Source organism: Labrenzia sp. PO1 (assembly GCF_012273635.1).
GTDB classification, from domain to species: Bacteria; Pseudomonadota; Alphaproteobacteria; order Rhizobiales; family Stappiaceae; genus Roseibium; species Roseibium algicola.
The window spans coordinates 1,033,700-1,048,001 of sequence record NZ_JAAXCR010000001.1; the positions used below are offsets into that span (position 1 = coordinate 1,033,700).

13 protein-coding genes are annotated in these 14,302 nt (G+C 57.6%); 9 read left to right on the top strand and 4 right to left on the bottom strand.

Annotated elements, in window-relative coordinates; translation table 11 throughout:
- Positions 1 to 86: 86 nt before the first annotated feature.
- The gene (locus HCG46_RS04925) at positions 87 to 1,907 is read right to left on the bottom strand and encodes an AIPR family protein (RefSeq protein WP_205838368.1); all 1,821 of its coding nucleotides are present in this window, start codon (positions 1,905 to 1,907) and stop codon (positions 87 to 89) included.
- A gap of 275 nt (positions 1,908 to 2,182) precedes the next feature.
- Here HCG46_RS04925 and HCG46_RS04930 point away from each other — a divergent pair, with 275 nt between their 5' ends.
- Together HCG46_RS04930 and HCG46_RS04935 are read left to right on the top strand one after the other, a co-directional pair.
- Positions 2,183 to 3,379, top strand: a complete 1,197-nt coding sequence (locus tag HCG46_RS04930; protein ID WP_168684910.1) for a mandelate racemase/muconate lactonizing enzyme family protein — start codon at positions 2,183 to 2,185, stop codon at positions 3,377 to 3,379.
- Positions 3,380 to 3,725: 346 nt separating this feature from the next.
- Positions 3,726 to 5,252, top strand: a complete 1,527-nt coding sequence (locus tag HCG46_RS04935; RefSeq protein WP_168684912.1) for a phospholipase D family protein — start codon at positions 3,726 to 3,728, stop codon at positions 5,250 to 5,252.
- A gap of 92 nt (positions 5,253 to 5,344) precedes the next feature.
- Here HCG46_RS04935 and HCG46_RS04940 read toward each other — a convergent pair whose 3' ends face one another.
- Positions 5,345 to 6,031 carry a FadR/GntR family transcriptional regulator gene (locus HCG46_RS04940; protein ID WP_023003353.1) on the bottom strand — a complete coding sequence of 229 codons (687 nt, stop codon included), beginning with the start codon at positions 6,029 to 6,031 and terminating at the stop codon, positions 5,345 to 5,347.
- A 173-nt stretch (positions 6,032 to 6,204) separates the two neighbouring features.
- On the opposite strand from HCG46_RS04940, the gene HCG46_RS04945 reads away from it, so the two are divergent.
- The 6 genes from HCG46_RS04945 to HCG46_RS04970 all read left to right on the top strand — a co-directional run bounded on the left by HCG46_RS04945 (position 6,205) and on the right by HCG46_RS04970 (position 11,834).
- Entirely contained in the window at positions 6,205 to 6,999 is a 795-nt protein-coding gene (locus tag HCG46_RS04945) for an ABC transporter substrate-binding protein (RefSeq protein ID WP_023003352.1), read from the top strand.
- Between the two features lie 72 nt (positions 7,000 to 7,071).
- Positions 7,072 to 7,743, top strand: a complete 672-nt coding sequence (locus HCG46_RS04950) for an amino acid ABC transporter permease (protein ID WP_168684914.1) — start codon at positions 7,072 to 7,074, stop codon at positions 7,741 to 7,743.
- The gene (locus HCG46_RS04955; protein ID WP_023003350.1) at positions 7,743 to 8,480 is read left to right on the top strand and encodes an amino acid ABC transporter ATP-binding protein; all 738 of its coding nucleotides are present in this window, start codon (positions 7,743 to 7,745) and stop codon (positions 8,478 to 8,480) included. Before HCG46_RS04950 ends, HCG46_RS04955 begins: the two co-directional genes overlap by 1 nt.
- Positions 8,481 to 8,507: 27 nt before the next feature.
- A complete protein-coding gene (locus tag HCG46_RS04960; RefSeq protein ID WP_168684916.1) occupies positions 8,508 to 9,791 on the top strand; it encodes a cysteine desulfurase-like protein in 1,284 nt (427 codons plus the stop codon).
- Positions 9,788 to 11,215, top strand: coding sequence for a dihydropyrimidinase (gene hydA / locus HCG46_RS04965; protein WP_168684918.1), 1,428 nt, complete (start codon positions 9,788 to 9,790; stop codon positions 11,213 to 11,215). The genes HCG46_RS04960 and hydA overlap by 4 nt, the downstream gene beginning before the upstream one ends.
- A 31-nt stretch (positions 11,216 to 11,246) precedes the next feature.
- On the top strand, positions 11,247 to 11,834 hold the full coding sequence (locus HCG46_RS04970; RefSeq protein ID WP_168684921.1) for a hypothetical protein: 588 nt from the start codon (positions 11,247 to 11,249) through the stop codon (positions 11,832 to 11,834).
- 2 nt (positions 11,835 to 11,836) lie between these two features.
- On the opposite strand, the gene HCG46_RS04975 is transcribed toward HCG46_RS04970, so the two are convergent.
- Together HCG46_RS04975 and HCG46_RS04980 are read right to left on the bottom strand one after the other, a co-directional pair.
- Complete coding sequence (locus HCG46_RS04975; protein WP_168684923.1) at positions 11,837 to 12,514, bottom strand: SDR family oxidoreductase; 678 nt, start codon at positions 12,512 to 12,514, stop codon at positions 11,837 to 11,839.
- A gap of 50 nt (positions 12,515 to 12,564) precedes the next feature.
- Positions 12,565 to 12,741: a hypothetical protein gene (locus HCG46_RS04980; protein ID WP_023003345.1), complete on the bottom strand. Its 177-nt coding sequence runs from the start codon at positions 12,739 to 12,741 to the stop codon at positions 12,565 to 12,567.
- 245 nt (positions 12,742 to 12,986) lie between these two features.
- On the opposite strand from HCG46_RS04980, the gene HCG46_RS04985 reads away from it, so the two are divergent.
- Positions 12,987 to 14,300 (top strand): oligosaccharide flippase family protein, encoded by a 1,314-nt coding sequence (locus HCG46_RS04985; protein WP_168684925.1) that lies wholly within the window; start codon positions 12,987 to 12,989, stop codon positions 14,298 to 14,300.
- Positions 14,301 to 14,302: the final 2 nt, after the last annotated feature.

Consider the following 14,302-nt stretch of genomic DNA (forward strand, 5'->3'; position numbering starts at 1 on the left):
ACCTCTTGCGGCAAAAGTAACAGATCGGGCAACTGGAGGACAGATTTAGCAATTGCGCGAAACTCATCCCATTGACTACAGCATCACTAAAACAAGGCCTGAGCAGAAAGGTTCTTAGATATGTATTCGTAGATCATTTTGCAGTTTGTCGGCCCCTTGAAAAGTACTGCTAGCGCCTTGTTAGGAAAATCATCTTGAAGATGCTGCAACATTGAAGGGTATACTTCGTCACAAGCCGCAAAAACCTTGGACTCGTAGTCATCTGGGAACTCTGAGATAGGCTGGTCAAGAAGAGCATTTCCAAGCCGCTCAAATACAGAAGCAGCAATAGCCCGGTTGCCGTGAACCAGTAGGCCCCACGAGTATCCACTTTTACGATCGGCTTGAGACTTGCGGACAGCAATCCACTTGTCGACAGATCTCAACACTCTGACAGCATTGAAGGCTCGCGCACCGGTTGTTTGCGGATTAAAAATGGCTTTGTATGGCGCTCGCGACAAGTCGTTGTAGAAGCGGCCAATCCCGGTTTTTGCCGCAACAGAGTGCGACGGCTCAGATGACGCACACGCTAGCGCAGTGGTTACTTCAATTAAGTCACAAGAATTGAAGGTAGGAACAAAATCCTCGCTACGATGAATCTGGTAGTCAATTTGCTCCAATGACATTTCTCCACGAATTCGATCTTGCTCCGGATCTCGCGATACGAAATCTCGACCCTCGACTCGATTTTGCAGATTGTTGGTTCTCGTAACATTGGACCCGAAGTCTTCAGGTGCTTCGCTCAACAGGATGACTCGCATTGATACTTTTACACTACCAAGAGCCTCATCGTCTGTGACTCTTGCCAAAGTACTGACTGTTTGCGCACCATTTACAATTGAAGCGCCTCGGAACTCAAAATTTCCAGATGCATGAGATGCTGAAGCGCTTGGCGCTCGAGACGCTTCATCCGCGATAAGAGTTATTCCATTGTGAAAGTACCAGAAGTCTTCAGGGCTATTCTCCGCGGTGGCCTTGATTTGGCTGTTTACGTCAGTATCGCCCAGTGCATAGCGTATGTTCTTTGCCACGATCCGTTTACCATGGTTCTGCCACCATGATTTGAGCTGGCTTCCATCAATTATGCCAACATATGCTTTGTGCGGATGTGTAACCCTAGACCAATCCAAAAGGGTCGCTGCGAGCTTGATCTGACCGACGTTCGCGTCGGAAGCTAGTCCTTTGAATACCTCAGACATGCCGAGAATCGAAGAAGTCGCAATACCGTCGTCCTCTCCATCATTCAGCTCGTCAACAAGCCGATCTAGTTTCCTTGTCCCGTGCAGAGCAAGGTCGCTTGAGCCTGTCGACACGACGATAAGCTGGATTGTTGTCCCCGGCTGCATAAGGGCGTCAGAGATTTCACCAACTTTACTGTGCAGCCTTTCTGCGAAACTATCGATTGCATTTTCTACTAGATCGCGCACACCATCGGCAAAGTTTGATATAGCGCTTGCCTCAGGCTCTCCAGAGCCTGATTGGATCCACTTTGATTGCACAACAACAACCTGTCGCTCTTCTGGATCGAAGAATGCGGCGTCGATACCATTGTCGTCACTGCCGTCCCAAACTGCATTGGCCGCTTCGTCGTTTGAACATCCAGTAGCATTGTAGACCGCAAACGCTGCGAGACATCGAGTTAAGATCTTCACATCACGCTGAGGATCAGTCTCGGAAATGCCCGTCAAATCGAGGCCACTCTCAAACTTGCTACGAATTTTTGATTGAATCTGACGGACTTTCAGGCTCGACAATACTCTTCCTCCGATTGCAACAACTGCCTCAAGCAGCTCTAGCAAGAACATCAATTCATTGAAAGGCGCAAAAGTCCCTGAGCAAATCAAAAGCGACCATTCGCCAATGTCCACTTCCGATATCGCAGCCCAGATGCATGCGCCCTCAGCGAACACCAGCTCCCCACCCGCAATAGACCCACACTCATCCGTAACTAACGGCAGCTCAGCAATTCAGGCTGAAACACTGCCTCTATAGAGACCGCCCCCGCCATCCAATTGGACTCTGAAAATTGTCAAATTGGATATGTTGGCCAGACCAATTCCTTTCTAGCGTTCACGCAACAGCCGACTGTTCTCCTGATGCTCCTGGATCCTTCAGGCAGCGCCCCCTTTTCAATGGACCGAACATGCAAGTGCTTGACCGCGTTGAACTCTACCTTGTGAAAACACCCCTGCCCGCGCCGCATGCGCCCTCGTGGATCCCTGGAACGATCCGGACCCATGTCTCCATGTGCATCGTCCGGTTCATCACCGATGACGGTGTTGAAGGATGGAGCGGGTTTCCGGCTGCGGGGCGCGAGCGCGCCGGGCTGGGCGACCTCTTGGCAGGTCTGTTCCTCGGCCAGGATGCAGGCGATATCGAAAGGCTTTCCGAGCGCATCCAGATCATGGCGGCGGGTGGCAATTTCAACTGGTGGCTTGAGCCTGCCTTCTGGGACATCAAGGCCAAGAGCGCGGGCCTGCCGCTTTACAAGCTGCTTGGCGGAACGGATGACCGCATCAGGCTTTATGCCTCTTCCGGCGAGCTTCGGGACCCGGGCGCGCGGCGCGAGGAAGCCGAAGCCCGGCTTGCCGAAGGGTTCGACACGATGAAAATTCGTGTCCATGACTTCGATGAGGCCGTTGATATCGACCATATCTCGGATATCGCCCGTCACATGCAGGGACGGATGAGGATCTCGGTCGACTGCAATCAGGCCTTCCGCCTGACCCAGAACGGCGATGCGCCGCTCTGGTCGCTGGACCGGGCCAAACGCTTTGTCGATGCTGCTGCGGATGTCGGCCTTGCCTGGGTGGAAGAACCGCTGTTTGGCGAATGGCACGAGGAAATCGCCAGACTGACAACCTATTCGCGCGTTCCTGTCGCCGGCGGCGAACTTCATGTCATGGGCTACAGGGAACTCGCCCGGATGATGAAGATGGGCTGCTACAATATCTTCCAGCCCGATGCCATGTGGGCCGGCGGGATTACCCAGTGCCTCAAGGTTGCCGCGCTCTGCAGGGAAGAAGGCATCAGGTTCACGCCGCATTGCTGGTCGAACGGCTTCGGCTTCATCGCAAATGCGCATGTCTTTGCCGCCAGCGGGTTTGCCGGTGAGGAGCTGTTTGAATATCCGCTCTCACCACCGGGCTGGACACCGGAAGGCCGCGACCAGATCTTCTCGCAGCCGTTCCTGCACGAAAATGGCTGGTTTGCCATGCCGCAGACACCTGGCCTCGGCTTCGAGATCAATCAGGAAACCCTTAAGAAATACGGGCAGTGTTTCTTCAAGGCCAGCCGCAACTCCACGCACTGGATGCCTGAAGCGCTGCCTGCTCCTTAAAGGTCTCACCCACGTCTGGTGTGCGCCGTTCCCTCGATCTTCGCCCCAAAGGCAAAGGACAGGTTTCTGCCAGCACGGTGAGGGAAACCTCCTGCGCAGAAGCATCAATCCGAACCGTGCGTCTTTGCATGTCATGTCCCGAGGCGCACAGGAAAAATAAACACCGCACGGCAGGTGCCGGAGCGCGCCTGTCAATCTGCACAATGGACCGGCGTGCAGGCATGAAGTAACAATTCTGGGTAGAGACTGCCGATAGCCCCGGTCCTTGCCTCAGTAACCAACGTCGATCCTTGACGCCGGGCGGGAACAGGGCCCCTGGCAACCTGTGTCTGTCATGCGGGGAACGATGCGAAGCTGGGCCTGCCTTCTCTGTCTTGCAACGCTGCTTCTGGCAGCCTGTTCGACGTTGAACACGGATTACCCGCGCGTCGAGACGAGTGCCTTTACGGCCTATCGCAGCACCTCTCTGGGTCGCCTGTTCCGGGCTGCGGAAAAAAGCCATCCGGGCAGATCGGGTGTCTCGCTCGTCACGACAGGGCGCAACGCCTTTGCCATCCGCGTGGCCATGACGGAGCTCGCCGAGCACAGCCTCGATCTGCAATACTACATCTGGGATGCGGACCAGAGCGGGCGCATCCTCGCGCAAGCCCTTTTGCGCAGCGCGGATCGCGGTGTGCGCGTGCGTCTTCTCATCGACGATATCAACGTCAACGGACGCGATGAAATCCTCGCCAGTCTGGACGCCCATCCGAATATCGAGATCCGGTTGTTCAACCCCTTCGTGAGCCGGTCCTCGCGGGTCTTCAACCTGATCGGTGACTTCGACCGCCTGAACCACCGCATGCACAACAAGCTGATGATCGCCGACAATGCGGTTGCGCTTCTCGGCGGGCGCAATATCGGCGACCACTATTTCGACGTTTCCGAGGAATCCAACTACCGCGACCTGGACATTGCAGCGGTCGGCCCGGTGGTGCGGGATGCCTCGAGCGTCTTTGATTATTTCTGGAACAGGGACTGGTCGGTGCCTGTCGCGGCCAGCGTCAACCGGACCTTTGGCGAAACCGACCTGGAAATGGCCCGGATGAAACTGGAAGAGACGATCGATACCGAAGGATATCCCTATCCTTTCCGCCAGAGGGTCACTGCCGTCCGCCAGTCGATGTCCTCGCTCACAAGGCAACTGGTCTGGGCACCGGCCTTTGTCGTTTGGGATGATCCGGCCGATTTCATCGCGGGAAAAAGCGGTGGCAAGATCCTCAAGGCACTTGTCGGCAAGGTGGAAGGGCTCAAACGCGAACTCCTGATGGAAAACGCCTATTTCGTTCCGACGCAGGCAGGCGCGGACAAGCTGAAGCAGCTTACGGCGCGCGGCGTGAAGGTCCGCGTTCTCACCAACTCGCTCAGTTCAAACGATGTGGTTGCGGTTCACGCCGGCTATTCGAAATACCGCGCGGAACTTCTGGAAGCCGGCATAGAGCTGCATGAGGTCAGGGCCGATTCCGCCAGGGTCCAGCAAACGCTCTTTTCGACAGACTCCAAGGCCGGGCTGCACACCAAGGCCGCAGTCTTCGACGGAGCCTCGATTTTCGTCGGCAGTTTCAATCTGGATCCACGATCAGCCAACCTCAATACGGAGATCGGCCTCTACGTGGAAAGCCCCGAACTTGCCCGCAGGCTGACAGTGTTCCTGAATGAAGGCGTTTCGCTGAAAAACAGCTACCGGCTCGAACTGGACGACAACGGCAGGATCCTCTGGAAGAGCGAAGAAGATGGCGAGATCGTCACCTTCACCTCGGACCCGGGATCGACACTGGGCCAGCGCTTCACCTCCGGCATCATCGCAACGCTTCCCGTCGAAGGTCAGTTGTAGGTGGGAGGAAAGGGGTAGCAGGCCTCTCTCCGCCAACCGTCCCCACCCCACCGTTCCGATACACTCTGGAAACGGCGCAGGCGTTTGGCACTTCAAGCGATCTCAAACCCGGCGCACAGCGCGGTGTTGGCGACATGGCTGCGCATTGCGGTTCGGGCGGCTTCCGCATCGCCCTTGCGCAGTTCGGCAACGATGACCCGGTGCTCAGCCAGCGAGGCCCGCATGCGCAGCGGATCCGTGATCGGGATCGGCTGGCGCTGGGTCTCCGTCAGAAGTTTCCGGACCTGATCGTAAAGGCCCGCAATCATGCGGTTCCTGCACCGCCGGGCAATCAGGTCGTGAAACTCCAGATCGGCATCCACGTTGCTGAGAAAATCGCGATTGGACCAGGCCTGTTCCATCAGGTCGGTCAGTTGCGAGAGCCGGTCGAGATCTTCCTCCGACAGTCGCCCCGCTGCATGAGCCGCAATCTCGCCTTCAAGAACAAGCCGGGTCTCGAACACTTCCTGAAGGGAATGCTCCTCGGCGAACTTCCAGTCCGACATGGTCTTGCCCGAACCGGTGCCGACGACAAACGTCCCCCTGCCCGCTTCGGTCTTGATCAGGCCGATGGTTTCAAGCGTCAGCAGGGCTTCGCGCAATGAGGCCCTGCTGACACCGAACTCTTCCGACATTTCCCGCTGCGAAGGGATCTTCTCCCCGCTCTTGAGCGCTCCGCTGAGGATCATCTCCTGAAGCTTGCGGGCGATGCTTTGCGGAACCGGCGTACGTGTAATCATTGTGTCTTTCATGGTTCGTACGGCGCGTGTGCCGTTCTGCCTTTCTTTTAGCCCGCCGAAACGCGATCAGCATCATTTTAACGCTTGCATCCCGTTTGATCGATCTGTTTACTGGTCTAACTGGTCAGACCAGTCATACCAGTTAGACCAAGAATAGTCACCAGGGGAATAAAATGTCTCTTCACTCCTTCATCAAAACGGCTGCAACCGTAGGCTTGCTCACGTTTTCCTCCATGACCACCGCCATGGCCGCAGACCTGACAGTCGGCGCCAACATCGGCAACGTTCCGTGGGAATTCCAGGATGAGTCGGGCAAGACCGTCGGTTTTGAAATCGATCTTGCAACCGAGGTCGCAAACAGGCTCGGCAAATCGATCGAGTTTGAAAACATCCCGTTCAACGGGCTGTTTTCCGCGGTCCAGTCGGGCCGGATCGACATGGCGGTGTCCTCGATCACCATCACCAAGAAGCGTCTGGAATCGGTCACATTCGCCCAGCCTTACTATGACAGCGACCAGTCCCTCACCGTTACCGCCGACAGTGGCCTGAAATCGGTTGCCGACATGAAAGGCAAGGTCATCGGCGTCGACACGGGCTCTACCGGCGACATCTGGGCCACCGAAAATCAGGAGAAATACGGCTTTGGTGAAATCCGCCGCTACGAAGGCCTGGCCCCGGCCATGCTCGATCTGACGGCGGGCCGCATCGACGGCTACATAAGCGACATCCCGGCGCTGCTTTATTACACCAAGGACAAGCCGAACCTTGCGGTCGTCGAACGCATCACCACCGGCGAACAGTACTCCATGATGTTTGCCAAGGACGCGGAACTGGCAAGCCAGGTGAACGACGTCCTGTCCGAACTGAAGAAGGAAGGCGTCGTGGCTGACCTGCACGAGAAATGGTTCGGTTCTCGCGCCGAAGAAACCACCTCGACGGTTACCATCCTCGACATGCCCAAGCTGTAAGCAAAGCACGCGCGGGCCGCCTTCGGGAGGGCCCGCGCCTTCCCTGATTCCAGCCATTCTTCCGGACTTTTCATGGACCTCTTCGAAACGTTCTTCAACGTTCCGGTCTTCATCCGAACGTTTCCGCTCCTCATGAGCGGCCTTGTCGTAACCTTGCAAATCGGGGCAACCAGTATCGTTGCCGGCCTTGTTCTCGGGCTTTGCCTTTCCCTTGTGCGCATGTACGGCTCATCCTGGATACGTGTACCGGCCGCCATCTATATCGACATCTTCCGGTCAATCCCGCTGCTCGTACTCCTGATCGTCGTCTACTACGCCCTTCCATTCGTCGGCATCAGGCTGTCACCATTCCTGTCCGCCACGCTCGCGCTGACGCTCGTGTCCGGCGCCTATACCGCAGAAATCTTTCGGGCGGGCATTCAGGCGATTCCCGTCGGACAGTTTGAAGCCTCGCGCGCACTTGGCCTGTCCTACAAGGACATGATGGTCGACGTCGTGCTGCCGCAGGCCATCAAGATCGTTATCCCGCCACTGACGAACAACTGCATCAACGTGATGAAGGACACCGCCTTGGCCTCCGTCGTTGCCATGCCGGACCTTCTCAAGCAGGCGACCCAGGCCCAGGCCCTTGCCGCCAACCCCACACCCCTGATCGGCGCCGCCATCATCTATCTCGCGTTCCTGTGGCCCTTGGTTGCCCTGGTCTCGCGCTTTGAAAACCGGCTCGGGCGGAGGAGTGCGTGATGCGAAACATCATCGAAATCGAGAACGTTACCAAGCACTACGGCGCCTTTGCCGCGCTCAGCGACATAGACCTGGCGATCGGCGAAGGCGAGGTTGTCTGTGTCATCGGCCCGTCCGGGTCCGGCAAATCCACGCTGATCCGGTGCATCAACCTTCTGGAGAGCTATTCCGACAAGGGCAGCATTCGGGTCGACGGCATTCCGGTGCAGCCCGGACCGACACTGGGCCAGGTCCGCGCCGAAGTCGGCATGGTGTTCCAGTCGTTCAATCTTTTCCCGCACATGAGTGTCCTGAAGAACGTGATGCTGGCCCCCATGCGTGTGCGCAGGACACCGGCTGCGGAAGCTGCCACGAAGGCCCGCGAACTCTTGGCCCGCGTCGGCATTGCCGAACAGGCAGACAAGTTTCCCGGCCAACTGTCCGGCGGTCAGCAGCAACGCGTTGCCATTGCCCGCGCACTGGCAATGGAACCCAAGGTGCTCCTGTTCGATGAACCGACCTCGGCGCTCGATCCGGAAATGGTGGGCGAAGTTCTCGACGTCATGCGCCAGCTTGCCGGAACCGGCGTGACCATGGTCGTGGTCACCCACGAAATGGGCTTTGCCCGCCAGGTGGCCGACAGGGTGATCTTCATGGATGGCGGCAGGATCGTGGAAACCGGAACGCCGGCGCAGATTTTCGACACCCCGAAAGAACAAAGAACCCGCAATTTTCTAAGCGCGGTCCTCAACCACTGAATTTTACTGCCTTTGCTGGAGCCAACCATGCCAAACAATGCACAACTGGACATCGCCTGGGTCCGGGATCAATTTCCGGGACTGAAATCGGACTGGGTCTTTTTCGACAATGCCGGCGGATCGCAGATCCTCAACCAGGCAGTCGAGCGGATCAAACAATTCCTGCTCGAAAAAAACGTTCAGATCGGCGGTAGCTACGAAGTTTCGAAGGCCGCGGCGGCAGCTCTCCTGGAAGCGCGCAAGGCCGGCCAGCTTCTGGTCAACGCCTCCCGTCCCGAAGAGATCGTCTTCGGCCATTCCACCACCGTGCTGATGCAGAACCTTGTCGAATCCATGCGCCGCCAGTTGGCGCCGGGGGACGAGGTGATCGTGACCAACGCGGACCATGAATCCAATATCGGCCCCTGGCTGCGGCTAGAGGAATTCGGCATCAAGGTGATCTTCTGGCAGCTCGACAAGGACAGCCTGACCCTGCACCTGGATGATCTCGGCAAACTGATGAACGAACGCACCAGGCTCGTTGCGGTCCACCACGTTTCCAACATCCTGGGTGAAGTTAATCCCGTTCGCGAAATCGCCGATTATGTGCATCACAGAGGTGCCAGACTGTGCGTCGACGCGGTTGCCTATGCGCCGCACCGGGCGATCGACGTGCAGGAACTGAACGTCGATTACTACATCTTCAGCCTGTACAAGACCTTCGGTCCGCACATCGCGATGATGTATGGCAAATACGACCACCTTCTGGAGCTGGACACCCTCTACCACTATTTTTACGGCAAGGACAAAGTCCCGGGAAAACTGGAAGCAGGCAATCCGAATTATGAACTTGCCTATTCGCTGACAGCCATCACAGCCTATCTGCAGGAACTCGGGAAACGATGCGGAGCCCCTGCCTCGTCCGATCCGCGCGCCCTGATCGAGACCGCCTTTTCTGCCATCGCGGCGCAAGAGATTGCCTTGACCCAGCGCTTTCTCGACTGGGCGAAGCAACACCCGGACATCACGATTGTCGGGCGTGACACGGTTGGAAACGGCAACAGGATTGCAACCATCAGCTTCACGGCAAAAGGCTGGGCGCCGGAGGCACTGTGCCGGAAGATCGACGAATACCATGTTGCGATCCGCCATGGTGATTTCCATTCCCGGCGCCTGATCGAAGACCTCGGGCTGGCCGAAGCCGGAGGCGTCGTGCGCCTGTCCATGGTCCATTACAACACGCTTGAAGAAGTCGATCGACTGACCAACGCCCTGGACGAAACCCTCGGTCAAGAAGCGTCCGGAACAGCACCTGTGAAAGCATCGGCATGACGGCACCCTCCTTCGACACAGTGGTGCGCGGTGGCACCATCGTCACCGCTGCCGATGTCTATCAGGCAGACATCGGCATTACGGATGGCAAGATCGTGGCAATCGGGCGTGATCTGCAGGAAGCAGACACGACCATCGACGCGACCGGCTTGCTCGTGATGCCGGGCGGCATCGACAGTCACGTCCATATCGCGCAGCCATCCGGCGAAGGCATTGTCATGGCGGACGATTTCGAAAGCGGAACAAGGTCGGCGCTTCTTGGTGGGAACACGACGGTAATGCCTTTCTGCCTTCAGCAGAAAGGCGACACCCTGCGCGAGGCGTTGAAGGGATATCATGCCCTCGCAGAGGGCAACTGCTTCACCGACATCAGTTTTCACATGATCGTCTCCGACCCGACGCCGCATGTGCTTGGCCAGGAAATGCCGGCACTTGCGGAAGAAGGCTATACGTCGATCAAGGTGTTCATGACCTACGAAGGCCTGCGCCTGCGCGACGACGAAATCCTGGCCACGCTGGACGCGGCCAAACGCTCCAGACAGGTCGTGCTGGTTCATTGCGAAAACGAAGATGCCATTCGCTACCTGATCGGACGGCGTGAAGCAGATGGCGACACCGCCCCGTACCACCACGCCACGTCTCGCCCGATCGCGGCAGAGCGAGAGGCAACACACCGGGCCCTGTCGCTGGCCGAAATCGTCGATACCCCGATCGTCATCGTCCATGTTTCGAACCGCGAAGCGATGGAGGAAATCTCGCGTGCAAGGCTGAGAGGCCAGAAGATCGCCGGTGAAACCTGCCCGCAATACCTCGTTCTGACGGCAGACGATCTGGATCTTGAGGATTTCGAGGGTGCGAAGTTCGTCTGCTCGCCTCCTCCCAGAGACAAGGAAAGCCAGGACGCCTGCTGGTCCGGTCTGGAAAACGGCGTGTTCGACCTTTACTCTTCCGACCACTGCCCGTTCCGGTTTGACGACCCCGTCGGCAAGAAGACCGAGAAGGGAATGCAGTCCTTCAGATGGATCCCGAACGGCATTCCGGGTGTTGCGACCAGACTGCCGATATTGTTCTCCAAAGGCGTCAAGACCGGCCGGATCGACCTCAACCGCTTCGTTGCGCTGACGTCCACCAATCACGCCAAGCTGTATGGTCTCTATCCGCAGAAAGGCACCATCGCGGTCGGTTCGGATGCCGATCTGACCCTGTGGGATCCGGAACTCAGGAAAACCATCACCAACGATGACCTCGGCCATGGCGCCGACTACACGCCTTACGAAGGCATGGAGGTGACCGGATGGCCCGTGAAGGTTCTTCTGCGCGGCGACCTGGTGATGGAAAAAGGTGTGCCCGTTCTTGGCAAGGGCCGGGGCAGATATCTTCCCCGTAAACGAAGCAATCTGATCAACGGCGAAACCAACCTGTAAGTCCTGCCCGGCATCATCCGGCGTGTCGCTGTTGGCGGCTGATGATGCCGGGCCACGAACCGGAAAAAGAAACGCAGACCATTTCACCCGGGCAGGGATCTGGATTGACACCGGCGGTCAGGTCGGCGAGGATTTTCAGATGATCCGAATGTCTGCTTTAGCCTCCCGGCTAAAAAGGCGGCTCCTGCCTGTCGACAGGCCGCCTGATCAGTTAGTGGGTGATCCGGACGCCCCGTATATTTTCCGCTGGCGCTTGTGGCCGAAGAACCCGCTCATCAACGCGTATTTACACAATGTCGTACGGGCTGACGACGAGGCAGCCCTGCACGACCACCCCTGGCCGAGCGTGTCGATCATGCTGGCCGGCACGATCGATGAGACTTTCGCTGCCCGTAAAGGCGAGAAGGTGCGCAAACTGCGTGCCGGAGATGTCGTACTCCGTAAATCCCGCTTCGCGCACCGTCTGTCTCCCGTCCTCACCGAACCGGCCTGGACCCTCTTCATCACGGGGCCGCGCGTGAGGGAATGGGGCTTTCATTGTGCCCAGGGCTGGCGTGACTGGAAGACATTCGTCGAGGCCAGAAAAGGTGGCAAATACAACGGCTGCGACGATCCATAGGATTATTCGGAACGCGTCTCGTCCAGAATGACATCGGTTCCGACGCAACCGGTTGCCCGCTGCAGGATCAGCTCATGAATGCATTGGGCAACATGTGCGGGTGGAAGCCCGGTGCCCCCGGGCTGAAGCTGCAATTGGCCCGGTATGACAGTGTGCAGGGAAATACCCAGCCCCTCCATCTCTGACCGCAGGGCCTGGCCGAACGCGATCATTCCCGCCTTGGCTGCGCTGTAGACAACGGCTTCCCTAACGGGCCGAAGACCGGCGGTAGACGCGATCTGCACGACGACGGCGTTGTTTGAAAGCTTCAACGCCGGAATGGCGGCGTGGGTAAGAAGGATGGCGGACTGAAGACTGGTTTCCAGCACGCGCAGCAGCAGGTCCCGGGAAGATGGTGCGAAGGGCTGGAACCCATATGCCGCCGCACCATGGATCAGGACGTCGAGCCCGCCCATTGCAGTTGCCGCCTGCTGGACAACAGTTTCGGGTGTGGTTTTTGAAGAGAGATTTGCTTCGATGATGTGGGCGGTTCCGCCCCGGGCGTGTATCTCATCCGACAATTGCCGAAGAGACTCCGCACTGCGCCCAACCAGGGCAAACTCGAATTCCGGGCTGGCAAGGCGTTCGATCAACGCTCGCCCAACCCGACCACTTGCGCCTGTCAGCAAAATCCGTGACATGCGTTTATCGGTACTGATTCAACCGGGAAGCCAAAACGGCAGACCCGGTATCAGCGACCTGTGGTTTTATCCTCGTCGCAGCCAAATCCGACCACACGACCTGCTTCTTGCCCCGTCAACTGGCGCGGCGTGGAGCCGGCAAGTGCAACGGTTTCCGACGGATCGACAAACTCGATGTCGGCTTCAACTTCGGTATTGCGCTCGATATTTGCTTTCGCTTCAGACATATCTAGTGCTCCTTGTTTGCAATTTGCAGTTTCAATCCTGCACTCATACCTACTAGATTGTCCAGAGCGAACTCGCGATGTGGTGAATTTTCTAAAAGCGACTTCAGCTGTCAGACGGCGATAGACTGATAAATTGCAACCGGAAACGATCAACAGGAAGACTGCGTGTCGAAGGCAACTGACGGGCTCGAATTTCAACGAAAGCGGCACGTTTTGGCGTGGATGCCGATATCGCGGGTCTGTGCATGACATCGAGACCAGTGCAATTGGCCGTGATCAGCATAGCCGGCTACGGGTTGGCTCTCGTGACGAACCTGCTTCTGTCCAACATGCTCGGGACAGAGCTCTTCGGAGACTATCAGGTTGCATTCGCCCTCTTGTCGCTGCTGGCCTCCCTGTCACTGTCCGGAACGGATATGGTGGCTTCGCGCTACCTGCCCACCATGCGCAAAACGGTGAACCTCGAGGGTATTCGGGCTTACTGTGCCTGGAACCGCAGCCGGATACGCTTCGGCTTTTCAATCATCCTGGCAGTCTATGCAGTGTTTCTGGCAATCGCACTTGCAACACACCTGGCCGATTACAAGCGCTTCGAAGAGTACCATCTGGCTTTTCACAGTATCTGGATTGCCCCGATTGCCGCACTTTCGCTTCTGACCGACCGATATCTCGTCGCCAGCGGGTACCCGCGAACCGGGAGCATCCTGGGCTCGCTGGCCCTTCATCTTGTGCTGCTTTTCTGTGTCGCCGCGGCAGTGTACGGGCTGCGGCTGTCGGTCTCGAGCAGCAGCGTCATGATCGGTATCCTCGTGGTATCGTTTGTGTTTCTGGGGCTCCTGCATGCCGTCATCTTTCGGACCGTTGAGCCCGAGATATACGGTGCATGGTGGACACGGGCGCGGGGCGCCTCCGCCGAACACCACAGGGCCTGGTCACGGACCAGCAATCGAATGCTGATCATGCGGGTCAATTCACTGATGTTGTGGCACCTCGACCTCTTCATCGTCGAAATCGCCTCGCCGAACGAAGCCGCCACAAGTTTGTATGCGGCAGTCCTGCTGGTGGTTCGCATCATGCAGCTTATCCCGACCACCATATCCTTCATGATCCGCCCGTTGTGCGGCGCTGCCGCCGACGACCGGTCGCAATGTCCCAAATTGCAAAAGGCAATCAACGAGTCGAATGCCGTCGTCCTGGGGGTCTGCTCATTGCTCCTGGCCGGGATGCTAATCAGCGGACATTTCATTCTGAATGCCTTTGGCCCCGGGTTCTCCGACGCAACGACTGCACTCGCGATGGTTGCTGTTGGAGCCTTCATTGAAGCCTTGACGCGGCAGTCCCTCGTGATCCTGCAGACCATGGGTCACGAACAGGTCGCGACCCGCATCTCGACAGTCAGTCTCGTTATCGTGCTCGGGGGCGGGTTCATCGCCACCTACCTCTTTTCATACAACGGCATGGCCGCCGTGACCGGTTTGGTCTTGGCGGGCAAGGGTTTGATATCCTATGCTTTTGCTCGAAGGCGGCTTCCGGAGATCCGTCCTCTGAGCGTCATTTGAAA

Coding starts and splice junctions, on each gene's coding strand:
- HCG46_RS04930 (WP_168684910.1), top strand. CDS start 2,183: ATGCAAGTGCTTGACCGCGTTGAACTCTACCTTGTGAAAACACCCCTG.
- HCG46_RS04935 (WP_168684912.1), top strand. CDS start 3,726: ATGCGAAGCTGGGCCTGCCTTCTCTGTCTTGCAACGCTGCTTCTGGCA.
- HCG46_RS04940 (WP_023003353.1), bottom strand. CDS start 6,031: ATGATTACACGTACGCCGGTTCCGCAAAGCATCGCCCGCAAGCTTCAG.
- HCG46_RS04945 (WP_023003352.1), top strand. CDS start 6,205: ATGTCTCTTCACTCCTTCATCAAAACGGCTGCAACCGTAGGCTTGCTC.
- HCG46_RS04950 (WP_168684914.1), top strand. CDS start 7,072: ATGGACCTCTTCGAAACGTTCTTCAACGTTCCGGTCTTCATCCGAACG.
- HCG46_RS04955 (WP_023003350.1), top strand. CDS start 7,743: ATGCGAAACATCATCGAAATCGAGAACGTTACCAAGCACTACGGCGCC.
- HCG46_RS04960 (WP_168684916.1), top strand. CDS start 8,508: ATGCCAAACAATGCACAACTGGACATCGCCTGGGTCCGGGATCAATTT.
- hydA (WP_168684918.1), top strand. CDS start 9,788: ATGACGGCACCCTCCTTCGACACAGTGGTGCGCGGTGGCACCATCGTC.
- HCG46_RS04975 (WP_168684923.1), bottom strand. CDS start 12,514: ATGTCACGGATTTTGCTGACAGGCGCAAGTGGTCGGGTTGGGCGAGCG.
- HCG46_RS04980 (WP_023003345.1), bottom strand. CDS start 12,741: ATGTCTGAAGCGAAAGCAAATATCGAGCGCAATACCGAAGTTGAAGCC.
- HCG46_RS04985 (WP_168684925.1), top strand. CDS start 12,987: ATGACATCGAGACCAGTGCAATTGGCCGTGATCAGCATAGCCGGCTAC.